A 21,340-nucleotide genomic window follows, 5' to 3' on the forward strand; every position below is an offset into this window, starting at 1 on the left:
GTCATGATCGACGTGCCGGGCGCCGCCGCGTCGGACCGGCTGAAGCGGCTCGCTCCCGGGGGATCTCGGGGCCGTCACAATCTGCACGGACGCCAAGTGAATCCATTGACAAAACGCCCAGCTCTTGGCGAGACTGCCCGCCAAGACGCCAATCGATTTGCATCAGGTCAAGAACTCCGTATCTCCTCTGAGCAGTAGGGAGCGGGTGTGGTGAGAATCCATGGATCCCGGTCGGCTCCGGCGGTCATCGCGTTGGCGCTCGCGACGTCTCTGAGCCTCGCGTCGTGCGGCGGCGGCGGCGAGCGGCCGAACACCGACGTGGGCAAGGGCACGGGCCCGGTGGCGGACCCGGCCTCGCCGCAGACGGTGACGTTCTTCTCCTGGGTCGGCAACGAACCCCAGATGAAGAAGATGGCCGCCGAGTTCCACGACAAGCACCCGAACATCACCATCAAGTTCGAGAACGCCCCCGCCGAGCAGGCGCAGCAGGTGCTCAGCACCCGCATCGCCGGCAACACCGCCCCCGACGTCGCCTACATCAACGCCAGCGACACCAACGACTACGCCGCCAGAGGGGCGCTCGTCGACCTCGGCGGCTACATGAGCCGCAGCCAGGTGGTGAAGCCGGACGACTACGTCGACGGGTTCAAGACGTTCGTCACCTGGAACGGCAAGATGTGGGGGCTGCCGTTCGACGGCGAGACGACCGGCCTGTTCTACCGGACCGACCGCTTCAAGGAGGCCGGCCTGGCCGGCCCGCCGAAGACGTGGGAGGAGTTCAAGGCCGCCGCCGCCAAGCTCACCGACGCCGCGAACGGCAAGTACGGCTTCGAGATGTTCGCCTCGGAGGCGGCCTACTACTTCTACCCCTGGCTCTACCAGGCCGGCGGCGAGACCCTGACCCAGGACGGCAAGGACGTCGCCTTCGACAGCGCGGCCGGCAAGACGGCCGCCGCTTTCTACGTGGACCTGGCCAAGTACGCCCCGCGCGACTACTTCAACTCCAACTCCTACGACGGCCGGGTGGCCTTCGCCAAGGGCGACGTGGCGATGTACGTCGCGGGCGCCTGGTTCGCCGGCACCCTCGCCGACGAATACCCCAAGATCACCGGCAAGTGGGCCGCGGCGCCCCTGCCCGACGGGGCCGCCGGCTGCAAGACCACCATCGCCGGGGACTCGCTGGTGATGTTCAACAAGACGAAGGTCTCCGACGCCGCCTGGCTGTGGATGGAGTTCCTCTCCCAGCCGGACAACCTGGCCGCGTGGACGTACAAGACCGAGGGCACGCTGCTGCCGCCGACGAAGGCGCTGCTCGGCAGCGACGACCTGGCCAAGGAGAAGCCGGTGCTGAAGCCGTTCGCCGACCTGATGGCCTGCGGCGTCGCGAGCGCGGCGCCCAACCCCAAGTATCCGCGGATCGAGACAGTGCTCAACGAGGAGCTCAGCAAGGCCATCTACGGCGAGCAGACCCCGGCCGAGGCGCTGGACAACGCCGCCACGCAGGGCCGGGCGATCCTCGCCCGCGGCTGACCGGGCGAGTGGTCAGGCCCGGCGGCGTACGGAGGAGAGGAAAAGGCATGAACAGGCGCGGCCTCCCGGCCCGGGTCTGGAAGGAACGTTCGGCGTACGTCTTCCTGCTGCCCGGCATGGTGATCTTCTCGGTCTTCACGCTGGCCGCCCTGGTCTTCGCCGTCTACCTGACGTTCCACCGGTGGAGCATCATCGAGCCGGACAAGCCGTTCGTCGGCCTGGACAACTACCGCGACATGATGCACGACGAGCGGTTCGTCGAGTCGGTGCTGAACACCGTCTACTTCAGCGGCGCCTCGGTCCCGCTCTCGATGGTGACGGGACTGCTGCTCGCGCTGCTGGTCAATCTGCCGCTGCGGATGCGCGGCCTGTTCCGGGCCGCGTTCTACCTGCCCGTCGTCACCCCGTTCGTGGTCTCCGCCATCCTCTGGAAGTGGCTCTACAACAGTGACTACGGACTGTTCAACTACTACCTGCTGCAGGCGCACATCATCGACGACCCGCTGCTGTGGCTGTCGGACAAGAACATCGCGATGCCGGCCGTCATCCTGATGAGCGTCTGGGCGGGCGCCGGATTCTCGATGGTGGTCTACCTCGCCGGGCTGCAGGCGATTCCCCAGGAGCTCTACGAGGCGGCCCGGATCGACGGCGCCGGCGCCTGGCACCGCCTGCGGTACGTCACCATCCCCATGCTCCGGCCCACCACCCTGTTCCTGCTCGTCATGGGCATCATCAGCTCACTGCAGGTCTTCACCCAGATCTTCGTGATGACCAACGGCGGACCGGTCAACAGGACGACGACGATGGTCTACTACATGTATCTCTGGGCGTTCAAGTACTTCGACATGGGTTACGCCAGCACGCTGGCGTTCGCGCTCTTCCTCATGCTGCTCGTCTTCACGGCGTTGCAACTGCGCCTGGCCCGGCGCGGGGCCGTCGCATGACCGGCCAGTTCGGGCTGCGGCAGAAGGCGCTCACGTACCTGGTGCTCGCCCCGCTCGCCATCCTGTTCCTGGCGCCGTTCGCCTGGCTGGTCAGCGCCTCGTTCCAGCCGATGGGGGAGATCTTCTCCAGCACGCCGCACTGGATCCCGCAGGACGCGACGCTGGAGGGGTACAAGGGCTTTCTGAACGTCGGCCAGCTCACCAAGGCCCAGCAGGCCCAGGGGCACGGCGACTGGCGGTGGTTCGTCAACAGCGCCGTCGTCGCGGTCACGATCACCGTGCTGCAGACGTTCTTCAACGCGCTGTGCGCGTACTGCTTCGCCAAGCGCCGCTTCCCCGGACGGAACGGGATCTTCGTCCTCTTCCTGGCGACCATGATGGTCCCCGGGCAGGTCACCCTCATCCCGAACTACCTCATCATCCAGCACATCCCCTTCTTCGGCGGCAACGACTGGATGGGGAACGGCGGTCACGGCTGGCTCGACTCCTACTGGGGCCTGATCATGCCGGGGATCGTGTCGGCGTTCGGCATCTTCCTGCTCCGCCAGTACATGCTCTCCATCCCGGACCAGCTGCTGGAGGCGGCCCGCATCGACGGCGCGGGCGAGTTCCGCATCTTCCGCTCCGTCGTGCTGCCGCTGTGCGGGCCGGCCCTCGCGGCGAACGCGATCTTCACCTTCCAGGGGGCGTGGGAGGACTTCTTCTGGCCGCTGATCATCATGTCCAGCCCGGAGAAGATCACCGCGCCCGTGGGCCTCGCGCTCTTCGTGGTGCAGAACCGCACGTCGTGGACGTTGTTGTTCGCCGGCTCGGTGATCGCCGCCCTGCCTATGATCGTCGTGTTCCTCGTCTTCCAGCGCAGGTTCGTGCAGGGCATCGCCCTCACCGGGATCAAGGGGTGACATGACGATGGCAAATCCGGCACATCCGGCACATCCGGCACATCGGGACGAGGTGCGCGACGTGCTCGCCCGGCTGCTCGAAGCCGGGAACGGCGTGCTGAGATGCGCGCCCGCCTGGGTCGCGCGCGACTTCCTGCCTCCGGGCCGGCGGCTCGGCCTGCCCGAGCACGCCTACGACGCGGGGGAGCGCGGCGCGATCTGCGAGCGGTGGCTCGCCTCGACGACGAAAGCCGACAACCGCGTCGGCCCTCCTGACGAAGGGCTCAGCCACGTCGTGGGGGAGCACGGCGAACGGCTGCTGCTGCGCGACGCCGTGGCCGCCGACCCCGCCGCGATCCTCGGCGCGGCGTACGCCGCCACGCACCCCGCCGGGCTCGGCCGGCTGGCGAAGATCTTCGACTACGCCTACCGGCTGCCGTACCACATCCATCCGCCCCAGGAGTTCGCCTCCCTGGTCGGCCGGAACGCCAAGGACGAGTCGTACCACTTCCTGCCGGGCGCCGAGCCGGGCGCGCATCCGGAGACGTTCTTCGGCGTGCACCCGTGGATCGCGGAGCGGGCCGCGTACGACGTCTTGCTGCCCTACCTCGTCGACTGGGACAGCGACCTGATCCTGCGGCACGCCCGCGCGGAGCTCCAGGTCGCCGGCGAGGGCTTCCACGTGCCGTCCGGCGTGCTGCACGCCCCCGGCACCGCCCTCACCCTCGAACTGCAGGAGGACTCCGACGTCCTGGCGATGTTCCAGGCGCTCAACGCCGGCCGGATCATCTCCAAGGACCTGCTGTTCAAGGACGTCCGCCCGCGCGACCGGGCCGAGCACGGCGAACGGTTCCCGCTCGGCTTCGTGGACTGGGAGGTCAACGGCGACCCCTGGTTCTACGAGAACCGCCACCTCAGCCCGCTGCCGGTCGCCGGCGCGGACGGCGACGGCGCGGAGACCTGGGTTTTCTACAACACCGGCAAGTACGCGGGCAAGCGCCTCGTCGTCCCGCCGGGCGGGGTGCACCGGGTGCGCGAGCCCGGGGTGTACAGCGTGTTCGCCTGGACGGGGGAGGGGAGGTACGCCGGGCAGGAGGTGCGTGGGGGTGAGCCGGGGATGGACGAGCTGGTGGTGAGCTTCGACGCGGCGACCCGGGAGCACGAGGTCGTCAACACGGGCCAGGAGGACCTCATGGTGTTCCAGTTCTTCGGACCCGACCTGCACACGGAGACACCGTCCATCGCGGGCCGGGCGCGGTGACGTCGGACGTGGCTCGGACGGTCACGTGTGCAGCACGACCTGGCCGTCCCGCTGGGTGACCCGGTAGGTCTTGAGCCCGACGCGCTCCGGCTCCAGCAGCGAGCGGCCGCTCTCCAGGTCGAACTCCCAGCCGTGCCAGGGGCAGCGGATCACCCGGCCGGCCCGGCCGTAGACGTACTCGTGCGGGCCGGCCGCGACGAGGGTGCCGCTCAGCGAGCCCGTGCACAGTGACGCGCCCATGTGCGGGCACCGGTCGCTGATCGCGAAGAACTCATCACCGACGCTGATGACGCCGACCGGCCGCCCGTTCACCTCGACCGTCCTGCACCCGTCCCCGCGCACTTCCTCGACGCTGCCGACCAGGATCTCCACGCGCACCCCCACGATCCTCTACCGCCATGCCAATCGATTTGCTATCCATAACTATGAGGGCTTCGCACCGCCTCCGCAACGATCGCCCGGACAGGAGTTCCCATGGCCGACCCGCGTGACCAGACCCTCGCCGAGGCGTCCGCGCCGAGCCGCTACCGGCTCGTCGACTGCGACGTCCACCCGATCACCAAGCGCGGCCTCGCGGAGCTCAGGCCGTTCCTGTCCCAGGCCGAGCAGCGCCGCCTGGGCCTGGACGAGCGGCGGAACCTGACCACGATCGGGCATCGTGAGGCCGTGTCGATCCCGCGGAACATGCTCTACGTCAACCAGGCCGGCGTCCTGCGCGACGACGCCCGCGCCCCGGACGGCTCCGCGCCGGGCGCCGACCCGGCCTTCACCGCCCGGCAGCTGCTCGACGGCAACGGCATCGACCGCGCGGTGCTCATCGGCGGCGAGGTGCTGGGGCTCGGCGCCATGCCCGACCCGGACGCCGCGGCGATGATCGCCTCGGCCTACAACCGGTGGCTCGCCACGACCTGGTTCGACGCCGACGACCGCTACCGCGGCTACATCGTGGTCGGCGCGCGGGACCCGCTGCTCGCGGCCAGGGAGATCCGGCGCGCGGCCGAGGACCGGCGCTTCGTCGGCGTGCTGCTGCCGCTCACCGACACGCTGATGGGGCTGCGGCACTACTATCCGATCTACGAGGCCGCGAACGAGCTCGGCCTGCCGGTCGCCGTCCACCCCAACTCCGGCGAGGGCATCTTCCGCACCTCGCCGCCGATGGCGGGCGGGACGCCGACGTACTACGTCGAGTGGCACAGCGGGCTGAGCCAGGTGTTCCAGGCGAACGTGATCAGCCTCGTCTGCCACGGGGTGTTCGAACGCTTCCCCAACCTCAAGGTGATCGTCACCGAGGGCGGGCTGGGCTGGATCCCCGACGTCATGTGGCGGCTGGACAAGAACGTCAGAGGGCTGCGCGACGAGGTGCCCTGGGTGCGGCGGCTGCCCAGCGAGTACATCCTGGACCACGTCCGGTTCACCACGCAGCCGCTGCCGGAGCCGAAGCGCCGCCACCACCTGCACGTGCTCTGCGAGATCGCCCACGCCGAGCGCACGCTGATGTTCAGCTCCGACTATCCGCACTGGGACTTCGACGACCCGCGGCACGCGCTGGGGACGCTGCCGGCGGCGATCAGGCAGCGGGTGAGCAGCGAAAACGCGGTGGAGACGTACGGCGACCGGCTCTGACGCACCCCGCACCGACCGCGGCGCTCACCTTGTTGACCGGTGCCCGCCCGTTCACCGGCGCCCGCCCGTTCACCGGTGTCCGCCCGTTCACCGGTGCCCGCCTGCTCTCCGGCGCTCACCCCGCTCGTCGGCGTCCGCTGCGCTCGTCGGCGCGCGTCGCTGGTCAGAGCGGCGGGCGGGCGGGGGCCCGCTGGAAGGCGCGCAGGATCGCGGCGTAGGCGGGCTTCGGCTGGAGGTCCTGGTCGAACGGCAGCGGCCGCCGCGCGGCGCCGTCCGGGCGCGGATAGTCCTCCTGCAGCCAGGTGTAGCGGTCGCTCAGCCCGAAGTTGAGCACCACCTTCACCGCCGGCTCGCGAAGGGTCACGGACAGGTAGCGCGCGTACACCTCCGCCACGGCCGCGTCCCGGCTGGGGATGTCGGCGTCCAGCCCGTCGTCCTGGACGTCCATCTCGGTGATGAAGACGGACAGGCCGCGCGCCGCGACGGCCGACAGGAAGGCCCGGTAGGCGGGTGCGTCGAAGCTCTGGGCGAACCCGTCCGCGTTCAGGTGGGCCTGGATCCCCAGCGCGTGCACCGGGACGTTCCTGCTCCTCAGATGGTCGATGGCCTTGAGCATCGACCGGCGGCGGGCGGGCGCGTCCGGCCCGGTCTCGAACCCGAACTCGTTGATGAGCAGCAGCGCGCCGGGGTCGCACCGGTGGGCGAGCCGGAACGCCTCCTCGACGTAGCCGGGCCCGATCGTCTGGTACCAGGGCTCGGCCGTCCAGAAGCCGTCGGCGTCCTTGTCCTCCCCGTCGGTCACCTCGTTGGCCACCACCCAGGCCCGCACCCGTCCGGCGTAGTGGGCGACCTCCCGCCGGATCGTCCCGAAGAGCAGCTCACGCGCCTCCCGGCGGCCGAGGCCGAACAGGGCGTCCGGCTCCCAGCCCTCACCCAGCCCCTCGTCCCAGACCAGGTGGGCAGCGAGCACCGGCTGTCCGTTGCCGGTGGCGAACGACACGATCTGGTCGCCGTAACCGAAGTCCAGCGGTGCGTCCGGCGTCGGCTTGAGCCGGTACCACAGCAGGTCGTCCTCGGTGAGCAGCATCCCGCTCTCCCGCGCGTACAGCGCCGCGTAGCCGGCGTCCGGCTGCACCTGCCACGTCGCGGCCGAGGAGCCGTACCGGATCCCCTTGGCCAGCGCCGCCCGGTGCAGCCGTCCGGACGGCGCCGCCTGCCCCGGCCCGCCGGAGAGAGGCGACTGGTGCAGCCGGCCGGACGGCGCCGCCCAGGCCGTGCCCGTGAACGCCGACGCACCACCACCCAGCAACGCCGCGGCTCCCAGGCCGCCGGCCTTGATGAACGACCTCCGGCGCAGACCTTCATGACCTGCCATCGCCTTCTCCTTCGCCGAGCTGTTCGAAGAATGACGCGCCATGCAAATCGATTTCCCTACAGATACACCCGCCGCTCGCGTCCTGGGAAGACCCAAGATCGCCCCGCCCCGGCAGCCACCCCGGCCCCGGCTCCGACCCGACAGCCGCCCCGCCCCTGTCCAAGAAGCCGACTGCGCCCCTGACCGAGAGCCGGCTTCGGCCCACTCGGCAGCCGCAACGGCCGACCCGAAACTCCGGAGTTGTGGTTCGGCGGCAGAAAGCGGAGACCTTTGACCTGGCGCAGCCGTAAAGGGCCGATTCGCATATCCGAATTTCCGCCGGAGTATCGCAGTTTTGTCTGATATGCGCAATATTTGTGACAAAGAATGCCATTAGCCCATTTGCATGACGATGAATCTTTCTCGGAGACAGCCACCCAGTCATGATGAGTCGTGATATTTCGCCTCACATCGACTCGACAAGGAGCGCTGATGAGAAGACTGCTGACCGCCGTCGCCGTCGCGGTGGCCGCCGTCATGTGCCTTTCGCCCGTGCCCGCGGGAGCGTCGGCGCAGCTGTTCGGCCCCAGCACGAACGTCTGCGCCAACGCCCCCATCCCCACCGGCTCGATGCCCACGGCCTATTTCGACTGGTACCAATGCGGCCAGCCCGGCACCATCTACTACAACGCCAAAACCGTCAAGGTCATCAGCGACACCTCCGCCGGCGGCACGGTGACCACCTGCATCACCCCTCCGCCCCCGGCCGGGTTCTACGCCACGGCGCTGTCGTACTCCATCAATTGTGAGATCAGCAAGACGCCCAACGGCGTGCTGAACAATCAGCAGACGCTGACCAACCTCAACGGTCTTCCCTCCGGTCGAACGCTCGTCATCTGCGGCGTCCAGTCGGCGCCGCCCGGCTGGACCGTCGTCGCCGTCGTGCAGACCTACCTGTGCGTGTACGCCCGAGGCGGCGGGGTCGGCGACAACGCCGTATCGATCCGCAAACTCTGAGGCCTGATCGTCCGCTCGGGCGAACGCGGCCGTTCACGGGAACACCCGGTGGCCCCGGCCTGGCACGCGGGCTGCGCGCTCCCGGCGACCGCTTGACCTGGGGCCGCCGGGAGCGCGCAGGTCTCGCCGAAGATCTCCTGGATCAACGAGAATGACCGCCGGCCGATCAGGCGACGGCGCCGATCCGGTACAGCCCGGGCCCGCCGGCGAAGAAGTAGTCCTTGGTCCTGTCGCCGTCGATGGCGACGGCGCCCAGGTAGTCGTCGACGTCGAGGGTGTCCTCCTCCCAGAGGTAGAGGACCGCGTTCGGGGCCACGCACTTGTCGACCTCGACCCGCTGGTTCACGGCGATCGACACGTAGTCCGCGGTCGCCGGCCAGACCCTCACCCCGGTGCTGGTGTTGATGTACACCTCGTCGTGCCCGTTCTCGGTGATCTCGAGAGCCCGGAGCCCGTCGAGGAACACGTTCCCGCCACAGGTCAGCGCGGCGGCGCTCTGGCCGGCGACCGCCGCCGAGGCCCCGCTGACGGCCAGACACGCGGCCACCGTGCCCACGGCCGCGAGTCGCGACAGCTTCCGCCAGGTACGCATACCGATTCCCTTCCGCCGTTCACTGGAATCTCCAAGCGAACACGACGACGTGCACAAACGGGCTTCGGCGCGACCTCACCGCAGGTCAGCAGGGCGGTGCTCCCGGGATGGGTACGGGATCCGGACACCGGGAAGGGCGGCGCACGCGGCGGGACCCGGACGCGGAGGGTGGCGCACGCGCAGGGATCCACATGCCGGCCACTTCCGTCGGTGGCCGGTGGCATGATCCGGCCATGACGGTCTTCACCCCGCCTCCGGCCACCGCGGCCTGGCAGCACCTCGACGTACGCACCGGCTTCGAGGTCGTCTACCTCCGCTCCACCCCCGGCGGCTATCGCGTCGAGGGCTGCACGACCGCGGTCGAGGACGGCGACGCCTGGGTCGTCGACTACATCATCGAACTCGACCCGGGCTGGGCCACCCGCTCGGCCCGGCTGACGAGCCGTTCCGCCCGGGGCGAGCGTCACCTCACCCTGGAGACCGACGGCGCCGGCCACTGGCGGCTGGACGGCGAGCCGGCACCCTGGCTGGACGGATGCCTCGACGTCGACCTGGAGTCCTCAGCCCTCACCAACGCGTTCCCCGTACACCGGCTGCACCTCGACGTGGGCGCCGCCTCACCTGCTCCCGCGGCCTTCGTCCGAGCCACCGACCTGGCCGTCGAACGGCTGGAGCAGCACTATGCCCGGTTGCCCGACGGCGGCGGGCGACAGCGCTACGACTACGCCGCGCCGGTCTTCGACGTCGCCTGCCGCCTGACGTACGACGAGTCCGGCCTCGTCCTCGACTACCCCGGCCTGGCCGTCAGAACCGCTTGACGAAGCCATCACCCCCGTTCGCCTCAGACCTCGCCCAGCGCTCGCGGGGCCGGAGCTCTTCCTGATCATGTGTCATGGGTGGGGCCGCGTCGACGTTTCCCGCTGGGCGGCGCCGGGCGGACGCGGGTGCGAAGGGAATCAGCCGGGCAACCGTGCGGTGAGGGAGGGGTGGCGGGAGGTGGCCCGGGGGTGAGGCGTGTGGTGGGGTGCGTCACTATGTTTACGTAAACATTTGTAAGCCTCCCCTTGGAGATCGACAGTGATGGCTGATCGCCCGTTTCGCTGGCTTCGCCGGCCCGCCGCATCCCCCCGCGGGCTGAGCTACGGCGCGGACTACAACCCCGAGCAATGGCCCCCGCACATCTGGCGGCAGGACGTCGAGGCGATGCGCCGGGCGGGTGTGACCATCGTGTCGCTGGCGATCTTCTCGTGGGCCCGGTTGCAGCCCGCCGCCGACCGGTGGACGTTCGAATGGCTGGACGAGGTCATGGACCTGCTGCACGAGGGCGGCATCGCGGTCGATCTGGCCACCGCCACGGCCTCCCCGCCCCCGTGGCTGACGGCCGCGTACCCGGAGATCCTGCCCGTCGACCACGAGGGCCGCACCCTGTGGCCGGGCGGGCGCCAGCACTGGCGCCCCACCTCGCCGGTCTTCCGCGAGCACGCGCTGCGCCTGGTCCGCGCCATGGCGGAACGCTACGGCGACCACCCGGCGCTGGCCGCCTGGCACATCTCCAACGAGCTGGGCTGCCACAACGCCTACGACTACTCCGACGACGCCGCCGCGGCGTTCCGCACCTGGCTGCGCGCCCGTTACGGCACCGTCGAGGAGCTCAACCGGGCCTGGGCCACGTCGTTCTGGTCGCAGCAGTACGGCGACTGGAGCGAGATCCTGCCACCCCGCCTGGCCGCCTCCTTCCCCAACCCCACTCAGCAGCTCGACTTCCGCCGCTTCTCCTCCGACGCGCTCAAGGAGCACCTGCGCGCCGAACGCGACCTGCTGGCCGAGCTGACCCCCGGCATCCCGGTCACCACCAATTTCATGGTGATGGGCGAGACCAGGAACATGAACTACGCCGACTGGGCCGGCGAGGTCGACTTCGTCTCCAACGACCACTACCTGCTGACCGGCACGCAGGCCCGCGACGAGCTGTCGTTCTCGGCGAACCTCACCGGCAACCTGGCGGGCGGCCGGCCCTGGTTCCTGATGGAGCACTCCACCAGCGCCGTCAACTGGCAGCCGGTCAACCTGGCCAAACCGCCCGGCGGCCTGGCCCGCGACTCGCTCACGCACGTCGCCCACGGCGCCGACGCCGTCTGCTTCTTCCAATGGCGGCAGTCGGCCGGCGGCGCCGAGAAGTACCACTCGGCGATGATCCCGCACGCCGGCACCGACAGCGAGGTCTTCCGGGACGTCACCGACCTCGGGGCGACCCTCCGGGCGCTCGCGCCGGTCGCCGGCACCCGCCGCCGCCCCGCCCAGGCGGCCATCGTCTTCGACTGGGACTCCTGGTGGGCCGCCGAACTCGACTCCCACCCCACCTCGCTGCTGCGCTACCGGCAGGAGGCGCTCGACTGGTACTCGGCGCTCACCGCGGCCGGCATCCGCGTGGACGTCATCCCGGCCGGTGGGCAGGACGACACCTCGTTCGACCGGTACGCGCTGCTCGTGGCCCCGATTCTGCACGTGGTGCCGCAGGACCTCGCCGACCGCCTGACCCGGTACGCCACCTCCGGCGGTCACCTGGTCACCACGTACTTCTCCGGCATCGTGAACGAACACGACCAGGTCTGGCTCGGCGGCTACCCCGGCGCTCTGCGCGACCTGCTCGGCATCCGCATCGAGGAGTTCGCGCCCCTCTTGGACGGCGAGCGGGTGGAGCTGGACCTCGGCGTGGCCGGCACGCTGTGGACCGACCGCGTCGAGGTCACCGAGGAGGACGTGGAGATCGTCGCCCGCTACACGTCCGGACCGCAGGCGGGGCGCGCCGCCGTCACCAGACGTCGCACCGGCGCCGGCTCGGCGGCCTACGTCTCCACCCGTCTCGGCCCCGACGGCCTCGCGCCCGTGCTCGGCCGCCTGCTGGAGTCCGCCGGCGTGACCGGCGAACTCCCGGCCTCCCTGGCGGGCTCGGTGGAGCTGACCATCCGCTCCGGACCCGACGCCGACTACTGGTTCCTGATCAACCGGACGGACGACGACGTCGCCGTGGACGGGGTGGAGGGGGAGCCGATCCTGGCGCCCTCGCTGGCCAAGGACCTCAACCTCGGGCCACGCCAGGTCTGCGTGCTGCGCCGCCCGGCCCCGGAGAACGGCTGAGCGTTGGGGTCGGCTGACCGTCAAGGACGGCTGAGCGTCGAGGACGGCTGATCCCCGGACGGCTGATCCCGGGGCGGCCGATCTCCGGACGGCCACGGGGTCAGCCGTAGTAGTCGCGGATCTCCCAGTAGCGGGAGGGGTGGCCGTCACAGGTGTACTGGACGGCCTCCAGGTTGTTCGCGGTGCTCACGCCGCCGGCGATGGTCAGGCACTTGGCGGTCTGCGCGTTGCGGAACTCGACGTACTGGGCGGTGCCGTTGCCGAGCGCCCAGTACCGCGAGGGGTGCGTGTCGCAGGTGTACTGCAGGGCGACGACGTTGTTCTCGGTGCTGACGCCGCCGGCGATGGTCAGGCACTTGCCGGTCTGACGGTTCTTGACCTGGAGGTACGCGCTGGAATAGCCCCAGATGTCCCACCGGCGGGACGGATGGCTGTCGCAGGTGTACTGGACGGCGTGGACGTTGTTGTCGGTGCTGACGCCGCCGGCGATGGTCAGGCACTTGCCGGTCTGACGGTTCACCAGCTGGACGTTCGACGCGGCCCAGACGGCGGTCCCGTACGACCGAGCGGACGACCCGGCGGACGACCCGGCGGACGACCCGGCGGACGACACAGCGGATGACCCGAGGGATGGCCCGGTGGCCGATGCGGTGGCCGACGCCGGAGCGACGGCGGCGGCGCCGGCGACGGCGCCGGCGGCGAGCAGGGGTGCGATGACGGCGGCCGCCCTGCGGGCGGTCCCGTGCGGAGCAGGTGACTTCATGGACACAGCGTGTGCTCGCACGGGCCCGCCCCGCCTGAGTAGCCGGTACTCAACCGCGGCTGTGGGCGACGCGCCGCGCCGCGGCTGAACGAGCGGAACCGGCGCCCGCGCGAGTACGTTCGTGCTGTCCGTGATCTCCAGCACCGGCGAGGACCTGTCATGCGAGCCGTCACCATCCGAGACCGCGCCGCGGGCGTGGCCGGGCTCTCCCTGACGGAGGAGCCCTACCCGCACGCCGCCGAGAACGACGTGATCGTACGGGTGCACGCCGCCGCGTTCACCCCCGGGGAGCTCGACTGGCCGGGGACGTGGGTCGACCGCGCCGGCCGGGACCGCACGCCCAGCGTGGTCGGGCACGAGGTGTCGGGCGTGGTCGCCGAGGTGGGCTACGGGACCACCCTGCTTACTGTCGGCCAGCGGGTGTTCGGCTACACCGACCCGGCCCGTAACGGCACACTCGCCGAGTACGTGGCCGTGGAGGCGCGCGACCTAGCTCCGCTGCCGGCCGGGGTCGACCACACGGTGGCCGCCGCGCTGCCGATCTCGGGGCTGACCGCGTGGGAGGGGCTGTTCGACCACGGGCGCCTGACGAGCGGGCAGACCGTGCTCATCCACGGCGCGGCGGGCGGCGTCGGTTCGGTCGCCGTGCAGCTCGCCCGGGAGGCGGGGGCGCGGGTCATCGGCACGGGGCGGGCCGCCGTCAAGGACACGGTGCTGGGGCTCGGCGCGGACGCCTTCCTGGATCTGCAGGCCGACTCCCTGGAGGACGCGGGCCAGGTCGACCTGGTGCTCGACGTGATCGGCGGCGACATTCTGAACCGCTCGGCCGCGCTGGTGCGCCCCGGCGGCACGCTGGTCACCATCGCCGCGCCGCCCACGGTCCGGCCCGCCGACGGGCGGGCGATCTTCTTCGTCGTCGAGCACGACCGCGTCCGGCTCGCCGACCTGGCGCTGCGGGTCCGCGACGGGCGGCTGCGGCTGCTCGTCGGCGACGTACGGCCACTGGCCGAGGCGCCCGCCGCGTTCACCCGGTCGGGCCCCGGCAAGACGATCATCCAGGTCAGGGAAGAGGCATAGCGAAAGAGGAAAGAGGCATGGCGAAAGCACGGCGGCTCCTGGCCGAAAGTTGAACCGGCTCCTGGTTAACCTCCTGACTGCCCGGACAGCTGAACCAGGCGCTCGGCCTCCGCCCGCGTCCTCGCGGACGGCGGCCAGGCGCCCGTGGCCGCGGTCCTGCCCGCCGGTCACGAGGCTGAAGCAGAACGGGAGGAGCCGTCATGATGCGAGTACGGCCAGTTTGTGCCCTTCTGGCCGCCGGCATGGTGGCTGCGACGGCCGCCTGCGGGCCCGCGGGGGAACGCGCGACCGCCGAGCGGGCGGCCGGGGAGCGGGCCGCCGCCGGTCGTGCGCCGGTCGCCGTAGCCCCGGTGACGGAGACGCCCCCCGGCACAGAGACGCCCGTCACCACGGGGACGCCCACCGCCACGGGTACGCAGCCGCCTGAGGAAACGGTAAAAACGCTGCTGGAACAGCCGCTTCCCGGCGTCAAGGGCAAGACGTTCACGTCGAAGACCGTGGCCTTCCCGCCCGGCGGACGCTCGGTCCCGCACCGCCACGGCAACGCCTTCGTCTACGCCTACGTCGTCGAAGGCACGATGCGCAGCCAGCTCGGGGGCGAGCCCGTGCGCACGTACCGCCAAGGGGAGTTCTGGGTCGAGGCGCCGGGCGCGCACCACGTGCTCACGGAGAACGCCAGCCAGTCGGAACCGGCGAAACTGGTGGTCGTCTACATCTCCAACACAGGAGAGAAGCTCAAGGTCGACGACTGAACCGGCCGCCTGGCGGAGGAGCCGGAACCATCGTCGCGCCGGCGTCATGGTCCGCGCGGCGCAGGAGATGGATCCCGGACCGGGCCTCGGCGCGTCCCATTGGAGAGGGCAGCGCCGCCCGGTTCCGTCCACCGCATCCGTCAGCGCCACCACGATCCTCTCCTGACAGGAGGAAGAAACCCTGATGGACCCTGACGCCATCGCCCGCCGCGCGCGCCGGCACGGCTGGACCGTGCAGTTCAGCGCCGACCCCGGAGTAGTGCTGCTCCGCCGTGCCTGGCGGCTGGAGATCACCTTCGTCGGCAACGTCCCGTCGGTCGCGCGCATCATGGGCTCGGAGCGCGACGCCGGCCGGCCCGTCAACCTGCGCTCCATCAACACCCTGATCCGCGCCAGACCGGACGAGATCGCCCAGCGCGCCGCGGAGGCGACCCTGGGCGAGCCCGCCGCCCGCACGGAGGACGCGGGCCCGTAGCGAGGCGATCATGCTCGCCGGCTCAGGGTGCGGCATCGAGCCCGGAGCCGGCCGATCGCCAGTTGTGCGGGGCCTGTTTGAGCGTGTACGCCGCCTCAGGCAGATCGTCGCGGACGCGGATCATCCACACGGCCAGCTCGGCGGTGAGGGTGGCCCGCACGTCCGCGAGCGCGGGATCGTCGTAGCGGTCGTCCAGCTCGGCGGGGTCGGCGTCCAGGTCGTAGAGCTCGCCGGCGCCGCGTTCGTTCAACAGCAGCTTCCACCGCCCCCGCCGGAGCATCACCGTCGTCCCCGACTGGGTGACGGTGTTGAGCTCGTCGAAGGTGCGGCCCTGGTAAGGGAAGTGCAGCGGCGGGCGCTCGCCGGGGTCGTAGGACAGCCCGCCGAAGCCGAGCTCGCCGTACGCACTGGCGAACTCGTCTGCCGGATACGGCTCCCCGGTGAGCAGCGGCCACAGGCTGCGCCCCTGGACGCCGGCCGGGATGCCGGCGCCGAGGGCGTCGCAGATCGTCGGGAGCAGGTCGGCGAGCGAGACGAAGGACTCCGCGTCGGCCGCCGCCCGCACGCCCGGCCCGGTGACCGCGAACGGGATGCGCATCAGGCACTCGGCCATGCCCGCGCCCTTGCGCTGGAGGCCGTAGTCGCCGGTGTAGTCGCCGTGGTCGGCGACGAAGAACACCAGCGTGTCCGCGTCCCGCCCGGTGGCGCGCAGGTGCGCGAAGAACCGGCGGAGCTGGTCGTCGATGAGCCTGAGCATGCCGCAGTAGTTGGCGCGGTAGCGCCGCCACTCGGCGTCGTAGCCGGGCCGTTTCTCCTCCGTCAGCTCGCGCAGCCAGCTGTACATGCCGCCTTTGCGCGCGGCGCCCTCGGGTCCGGCCAGCCGCTCGGGCATCTCCTCCGGGCCGAACATGCTGAAGTACGGCTCCGGCACCTGGTACGGGTTGTGCGGCTCGGGAAAGGACAGCCAGGTGAAGAACGGCCGGTCGGCGGGCGTGCGGTCGACGGCGCCGATCGCCCCGTCGACGATCCGGTACGGGAACTGGCTCTCCACCGGGAACGGCGTCGGCTCGTGCGCGACCGAGTGGTCGAGCCCCGCGAGCCACCGCTCGAAGCGTTCCTGATCGGGCGTGGCCGCGCCGTCCGGGCCGCGGTCGTGCCAGTACGGGGCGGCGAACGTGTCGAAGTCGGCGGCCTCGCGGTGGAAGTGCGTCTTGCCCGCCAGATGCAGCGCGTACCCGGCGTCGCGGAGCACGTCCACCAGGTCGGGGCCGCGCAGCACGTGCCGGGCGGCGCTGTTCTGCCGGACCCGGTGCGCGGACGGGTAACGCCCGGTGAGCAGGCTGATCCGGGCGGGCACGCACAGCGGAGACGTGGTGTAGGCCCGCTGGAATCGCACGCCGGTCTCCATCAGCCCGTCGAGGAAGGGCATGGTGTCCAGCGGGAAGCCGCTCGCGGCCGTCCAGCCGGCCCGCTGCTGGTCGGTCATGATGAGCACGATGTTCGGTCGGTTCACGGGTCGGGGCCTCCGCTAGCGGTCCGCGTACATCGGCTCGGTGTAGTCCGAGCGCGGTTTCCAGTTGGGGAAGGCGAAGTCGTCCAGGCCGACCTGAGCGCCCTTGGCCTTGGCCGCGGCGATGGCCGTGTCCCGCTGCGCCGCGCTGTCGCTGGACAGCTTGGTCAGCGCCGCGCGGACGTCGGTGACGTCGCCGGTGAGCGCGCCCTGGACGATGTCCCCGAGGTTGGGAGTGACCGGCTTCGAAGCGATCTGCACCTGCTGGATGTCCGCGTTGCCGGCGATCGGCTCAGGGGCGAGGAAGACGCTCTCCTTGAACCAGGTGATCAGCTTCTTGTACGCGGGATGCGCCGCCGACCGGTCGACGACGGAGATGTCGCGCGGCGGTTGTGACATGGTCCCGGCGACCTGGAGGGAGTATTCCTCGGTGGTGAAGTGGTCGCTCAGCAGCTTGCTCGCCACAGCGGCGTTCTTACTGGTCGCCGACAGCCAGTAGTCTCCCGCCTGCGGTGCGTGGTAGGTGGCCACGTCGCCCGGCCCGGGGGTCAGGATGGGCCCCACGCCGAGCTTCGCGCCGAACTCGGGCGCCGCCTTCAGCGCCACGCCGGGGCACCACGGGCCGTCGAAGTAGTAGGCGGCGATCCCGGCGGTCCACCGGGCCCGCGCCACGTCGTCCAGCCAGGAGTTCGCGCCCGGCACGAGCACCTTGTCCTGGCGCAGCGAGACCAGGAACTCGATCACGTCGACGTACTCGTCGGCGTGGAAGGCGTACTCGCCGTCGCGGTACCGGACCCCGCCGGCGCCGGCGAACCCGGCCGCCTGCGCCAGATCGTTGACCTGCTCGCCCAGGCGGTTCGGCATGCCGATGTTCCACACCCAGCCGTACGACTGGCCGCCGCCCGCGCTCTGCGCCTTCCTGGCCGCGGCCCGGAATTCGTCGTACGTCCGCGGCGGCGCCTCCGGGTCCAGCCCGGCCCGTGCGACCAGCTCCTTGTTGAACCACGTCACCGCGGAGTAGGTCTGGTGGCTGAAGATGGGGAAGGCGTAGATCTTGCCGTCGAACGTGTGCAGGCCTTCGATGAGCGAGTCCTCGACCCTGGCCTCGGCCTCCGCGGTGAGCTGCAGCGGCTGCGACCACCCGGCGGCGACGAGCGCCGCGGCGGGCAGGGTGAGGCCGGCGTTGGTACGCAGGTCGGGAAGCTGACCGCTCTGCTTGGCCAGTTGCAGCGCCTGGCCCATCTTCGCGGGGTTGTAGTAGGTGTACTGCACGGGAACGCCGCCGGGGCCCTGGGCGAACGCGGCGAAGATCTCCTTCTTCGCCGTCTGGAGCTGGTTCTGGTGATCCCACCAGGTCAGCCCCTTGCCTGCGGCGCCACCGCCGCCGCCTCCGCCGCCGCACGCGCTGGTCGCGGCCGCGGCCGTCAGAGCACCCGCCGCGGCGAGGAACCCTCGCCGAGTCATCGCGGTCATTCGGTCCTGCCTTCCACCACACGGCCCGCCGAAGGGGGTTGTGAGTAATGTTGCCGCGTGGCAAATTCATTCTTGCCACGCGGCATGCCACGCGGCAAGACTGTCTTCATCAAAAAATGCCGCCGGGAGGGCGAACGAGTGTGGTGACCCAACGAGACGTGGCACGGCTGGCGGGAGTGTCCGTACGCACCGTGTCCAACGTCGTCAACAATTTCGCGTACGTGTCCGAGGAGACCCGCGCCCAGGTGCAGCGGGCCCTGGACGAGCTGGGCTACCGGCCCAACGTCGCGGCGCGCAGCCTCAACCTGGGGCGGTCCAACCTGCTGGCCCTCGTGCTGCCGCTGGACGTGCCGTACTTCACCGAACTGGCCGCCCACGTGGTGGACGTGGCGGAGGAGCGCGGCTACACGGTGCTGATCGACCGCACGGAGGGGGTGGCGGAACGCGAGCGGCAGATCGTCATGCGGCGCGACCGCTCGGCCCTCTTCGACGGGTTCATCTTCAGCCCGCTCGGCCTGAGCGCGGACGAGCTGCGCGACTGGGCGGGCAACTGCCCGGCGGTGACGCTGGGCGAGGTGCGGGTGGACGGCGTGGACCACGTCGCGATCGACGACACCGACGCCGCCAGGAGCGCGACCGCGCACCTGGCCGCGCTGGGCCGGACCAGGATCGCCGCCATCGGCCTGGTGGACCGGCCGACGGGCAACACCGCGGCGCACCGGTCGGCCGGCTACCGCCAGGCGCTGGAGGAGGCGGGGCTGCCGGTGCTGCCCGAGCTGACCGTGCCGGTGCTGCGCTACCAGCGCCAGGACGGCCGGCAGGCCATGGAGCGGCTGCTCGACCTGGCGCAGCCGCCGGACGCGGTGTTCTGCTACAACGACCTGCTCGCGCTCGGCGCGATGCGGGCGGTGCTGGCCAGGGGGCTGCGCGTCCCGGAGGACGTGGCCGTCGTCGGGTTCGACGGCATCGAGGAGGGCCGGTTCGCCACCCCGCCGCTGACCACCATCGTGCCCGACAAGGAGAAGATCGCCGAGCTGGCCGTGAGCCGCCTGCTGGAGCGCGTCGAAGGCGACCAGAGCCCGCCCGTCCAGCTGGAGGCGCCCTGGCGGCTGATGGTGGACGAGAGCACCGTGGGCACGAGCGGATGACGGCCGCGACCCCCGCCGCGGCCCGTCCCCGCCGCGACCGCACCACCCTGTACATCTGGCTCTTCCTGACCCCGACCGTGCTGCTGTACGGCGCGTTCACGATCTACCCGATCGTGGGCAGCTACGTCTACTCGCTCACCGACTGGAACGGGTTCGACGCCAGCCCGTCGTTCATCGGCCTGGCCAACTACCGCGAAGTCCTGGCCGACCCGATGTTCTGGAGCTCGTTCCGGCTGACGCTGGCGTTCATGCTGTTCGCGGTGCCGGCCCAGGTGCTGGCCACCCTGCTGATCGCGATCGTGCTCAACTCGCCGCGCATGCCGCTGCGCAAGCTGTTCAGGACCGCCCTGTTCCTGCCGGTGGTCACCACGACGGCGATCGTCGGCGTGGTCATGCAGTTCGTGTTCGACCCGGCCAGCGGCCCGGTGAACCTCGCGCTGGGCGGGGCCGGCCTGGCGCCGGACGGGGTCGACTTCCTCGGCCAGTCCACGACGGCCCTGGGCACGACGATCGGCGTGTACGTATGGAAGTGGTTCGGCATCACGCTGGTCTACTGGCTGGCCGCGCTGCAGACCGTTCCCCACGAGGTGTACGAGGCGGCCCGCCTCGACGGGGCCGGCGCGCTGGGCACGCTCCGGTACATCACCATGCCCCTGCTCAAGCCCTTCCTGGTCATCATCACCCTGCTCTCGATCGAGGCGTCGCTGCAGGTCTTCGACCTCGTCCTGACCATGACCAACGGCGGCCCGTTCTACTCGACCGAGGTGATCGAGGTGTACATCTACCGGTGGGCCTTCGCCGCGACGGTCCCCCGGCTCGGCTACGCGTCCGCGGCGGCCGTGCTCTTCGGCCTGTTCGTCTGCCTCGTCGGGATGCTGCAACTGCTCGCGATGCGCGCCACCCGCAGGACCAGGGGGATGGCGTGAGCCGCCGGCGCCGGGCGCTGCGCCGGCTGCCCTGGTGGATCGCCGCCGCCGTGCTCGCCATCGGCTGCCTGATCTGGATCTACCCCTTCCTGTGGATGGTCTCCGCGTCGCTGAAGACGTCGGCCGAGGTGTTCACGAAGGGGCTCGACCTGCTGCCCGGCGACCCCGCGTGGAGCAACTACGAGCGCGCCTGGGTCGAGGCGGAGTTCGGGAAGTACCTGCTCAACACCGTGATCGTCACGGTGTGCACGGTCGTCGTGGTGGTGGTCCGGTGTGCCATGACCGGCTACGTCCTGGCCCGCCACGACTTCCGCGGGCGCCGGATCATCATGGGCGTCCTGGTGGCCACGCTGTTCGTCCCCGCCGGGTACACCATCATCCCGCTGGTCGACCTGTCCCAGAAGCTCGGCCTGCTCAACTCGCTGACCGGCATGATCGTGGCGATGTCGGGCGCGGCGAACGTGGCGGCGATCCTGCTCTACTTCGGCTACTTCCGCGGCATCCCCAAGGAGTTGACCGAGGCGGCGCTCATCGACGGCGCCGGGTTCGCCACCGTCTTCTTCCGCGTCATGCTGCCGCTGGCCAAGCCGGTGACGGCCACGGTCACCGTGCTGACCTTCCTGTCCACCTGGAACGCGTTCTTCCTGCCGCTGGTGTTCACGTTCTCGCGGCCCGACCTGCGCACCGTCAGCGTCGGCATGCTCGCGTTCATCGGCGAGAACGCCACCGACTGGTCGGGCATGGCCGCGGCGGCGACGATCTCGCTGCTGCCCGTCGTCGCCCTGTTCATCGTGCTGCAGCGCTACTTCATCGAAGGCATCGCCGGCGCCGTCAAGTCCTGACCCGCTCCCCGTTCCCATCTCCCCGTCCCCATCC

The 21,340-nt window shown here is 70.6% G+C and carries 20 protein-coding genes; 14 read left to right on the plus strand and 6 right to left on the minus strand.

What is annotated here, in order from left to right; all coding sequences use genetic code 11:
* Nucleotides 1-210 precede the first annotated feature (210 nt).
* Genes B0I32_RS33415 through B0I32_RS33430 form a run of 4 tightly spaced genes read left to right on the plus strand, consistent with a single transcriptional unit; the run spans nt 211 to nt 4,616 of the window.
* Nucleotides 211-1,530: an ABC transporter substrate-binding protein gene (locus tag B0I32_RS33415; protein ID WP_146178404.1), complete on the plus strand. Its 1,320-nt coding sequence runs from the start codon at nt 211-213 to the stop codon at nt 1,528-1,530.
* Between the two features lie 47 nt (nt 1,531-1,577).
* Nucleotides 1,578-2,474, plus strand: coding sequence for a carbohydrate ABC transporter permease (locus B0I32_RS33420; protein WP_106246597.1), 897 nt, complete (start codon nt 1,578-1,580; stop codon nt 2,472-2,474).
* Nucleotides 2,471-3,376: a carbohydrate ABC transporter permease gene (locus B0I32_RS33425; protein WP_106246599.1), complete on the plus strand. Its 906-nt coding sequence runs from the start codon at nt 2,471-2,473 to the stop codon at nt 3,374-3,376. Before B0I32_RS33420 ends, B0I32_RS33425 begins: the two co-directional genes overlap by 4 nt.
* 1 nt (nt 3,377) lies before the next feature.
* Entirely contained in the window at nt 3,378-4,616 is a 1,239-nt protein-coding gene (locus B0I32_RS33430; RefSeq protein ID WP_146178405.1) for a cupin domain-containing protein, read from the plus strand.
* 21 nt (nt 4,617-4,637) lie between these two features.
* Here the strand turns inward: B0I32_RS33430 and B0I32_RS33435 are convergent, their stop codons facing one another.
* Complete coding sequence (locus B0I32_RS33435) at nt 4,638-4,994, minus strand: Rieske (2Fe-2S) protein (protein WP_181308050.1); 357 nt, start codon at nt 4,992-4,994, stop codon at nt 4,638-4,640.
* Between the two features lie 96 nt (nt 4,995-5,090).
* Between B0I32_RS33435 and B0I32_RS33440 the strand changes: the two genes are divergently transcribed.
* A complete protein-coding gene (locus B0I32_RS33440) occupies nt 5,091-6,239 on the plus strand; it encodes an amidohydrolase family protein (RefSeq protein WP_106246605.1) in 1,149 nt (382 codons plus the stop codon).
* A 163-nt stretch (nt 6,240-6,402) separates the two neighbouring features.
* Here the strand turns inward: B0I32_RS33440 and B0I32_RS33445 are convergent, their stop codons facing one another.
* Nucleotides 6,403-7,614, minus strand: a complete 1,212-nt coding sequence (locus B0I32_RS33445; RefSeq protein ID WP_181308051.1) for an endo-1,4-beta-xylanase — start codon at nt 7,612-7,614, stop codon at nt 6,403-6,405.
* 471 nt (nt 7,615-8,085) lie between these two features.
* Here B0I32_RS33445 and B0I32_RS33450 point away from each other — a divergent pair, with 471 nt between their 5' ends.
* Nucleotides 8,086-8,610, plus strand: a complete 525-nt coding sequence (locus tag B0I32_RS33450; RefSeq protein ID WP_106246609.1) for a hypothetical protein — start codon at nt 8,086-8,088, stop codon at nt 8,608-8,610.
* Nucleotides 8,611-8,776: 166 nt separating this feature from the next.
* Here the strand turns inward: B0I32_RS33450 and B0I32_RS33455 are convergent, their stop codons facing one another.
* Nucleotides 8,777-9,202, minus strand: a complete 426-nt coding sequence (locus B0I32_RS33455) for a hypothetical protein (protein ID WP_106246611.1) — start codon at nt 9,200-9,202, stop codon at nt 8,777-8,779.
* A 233-nt stretch (nt 9,203-9,435) separates the two neighbouring features.
* Between B0I32_RS33455 and B0I32_RS33460 the strand changes: the two genes are divergently transcribed.
* Nucleotides 9,436-10,020, plus strand: a complete 585-nt coding sequence (locus B0I32_RS33460) for a putative glycolipid-binding domain-containing protein (RefSeq protein WP_106246612.1) — start codon at nt 9,436-9,438, stop codon at nt 10,018-10,020.
* Between the two features lie 262 nt (nt 10,021-10,282).
* Nucleotides 10,283-12,340, plus strand: coding sequence for a beta-galactosidase (locus B0I32_RS33465; RefSeq protein ID WP_106246614.1), 2,058 nt, complete (start codon nt 10,283-10,285; stop codon nt 12,338-12,340).
* 100 nt (nt 12,341-12,440) lie between these two features.
* Here the strand turns inward: B0I32_RS33465 and B0I32_RS33470 are convergent, their stop codons facing one another.
* Entirely contained in the window at nt 12,441-13,103 is a 663-nt protein-coding gene (locus B0I32_RS33470; protein ID WP_106246615.1) for an RICIN domain-containing protein, read from the minus strand.
* A 159-nt stretch (nt 13,104-13,262) separates the two neighbouring features.
* Here B0I32_RS33470 and B0I32_RS33475 point away from each other — a divergent pair, with 159 nt between their 5' ends.
* The 3 genes from B0I32_RS33475 (at nt 13,263) to B0I32_RS33485 (ending at nt 15,407) form a co-directional block, all read left to right on the plus strand.
* A complete protein-coding gene (locus B0I32_RS33475; protein WP_106246617.1) occupies nt 13,263-14,180 on the plus strand; it encodes an NADP-dependent oxidoreductase in 918 nt (305 codons plus the stop codon).
* Nucleotides 14,181-14,422: 242 nt separating this feature from the next.
* On the plus strand, nt 14,423-14,932 hold the full coding sequence (locus B0I32_RS33480; RefSeq protein WP_106246619.1) for a cupin domain-containing protein: 510 nt from the start codon (nt 14,423-14,425) through the stop codon (nt 14,930-14,932).
* Between the two features lie 184 nt (nt 14,933-15,116).
* Nucleotides 15,117-15,407, plus strand: a complete 291-nt coding sequence (locus B0I32_RS33485) for a hypothetical protein (RefSeq protein ID WP_106246620.1) — start codon at nt 15,117-15,119, stop codon at nt 15,405-15,407.
* 22 nt (nt 15,408-15,429) lie between these two features.
* On the opposite strand, the gene B0I32_RS33490 is transcribed toward B0I32_RS33485, so the two are convergent.
* Both B0I32_RS33490 and B0I32_RS33495 read right to left on the minus strand, forming a co-directional pair.
* Entirely contained in the window at nt 15,430-16,920 is a 1,491-nt protein-coding gene (locus tag B0I32_RS33490; RefSeq protein WP_219912128.1) for a sulfatase-like hydrolase/transferase, read from the minus strand.
* Nucleotides 16,921-16,935: 15 nt separating this feature from the next.
* The gene (locus B0I32_RS33495; RefSeq protein WP_106246622.1) at nt 16,936-18,390 is read right to left on the minus strand and encodes an extracellular solute-binding protein; all 1,455 of its coding nucleotides are present in this window, start codon (nt 18,388-18,390) and stop codon (nt 16,936-16,938) included.
* 143 nt (nt 18,391-18,533) lie between these two features.
* On the opposite strand from B0I32_RS33495, the gene B0I32_RS33500 reads away from it, so the two are divergent.
* Genes B0I32_RS33500 through B0I32_RS33510 form a run of 3 tightly spaced genes read left to right on the plus strand, consistent with a single transcriptional unit; the run spans nt 18,534 to nt 21,306 of the window.
* Complete coding sequence (locus B0I32_RS33500; RefSeq protein WP_245956188.1) at nt 18,534-19,538, plus strand: LacI family DNA-binding transcriptional regulator; 1,005 nt, start codon at nt 18,534-18,536, stop codon at nt 19,536-19,538.
* Nucleotides 19,535-20,464, plus strand: coding sequence for a carbohydrate ABC transporter permease (locus tag B0I32_RS33505; RefSeq protein WP_106246625.1), 930 nt, complete (start codon nt 19,535-19,537; stop codon nt 20,462-20,464). The genes B0I32_RS33500 and B0I32_RS33505 overlap by 4 nt, the downstream gene beginning before the upstream one ends.
* Nucleotides 20,461-21,306, plus strand: coding sequence for a carbohydrate ABC transporter permease (locus tag B0I32_RS33510; protein WP_219912129.1), 846 nt, complete (start codon nt 20,461-20,463; stop codon nt 21,304-21,306). Before B0I32_RS33505 ends, B0I32_RS33510 begins: the two co-directional genes overlap by 4 nt.
* Nucleotides 21,307-21,340: the final 34 nt, after the last annotated feature.

Source organism: Nonomuraea fuscirosea (assembly GCF_003001935.1).
Lineage (GTDB): Bacteria > Actinomycetota > Actinomycetes > Streptosporangiales > Streptosporangiaceae > Nonomuraea > Nonomuraea fuscirosea.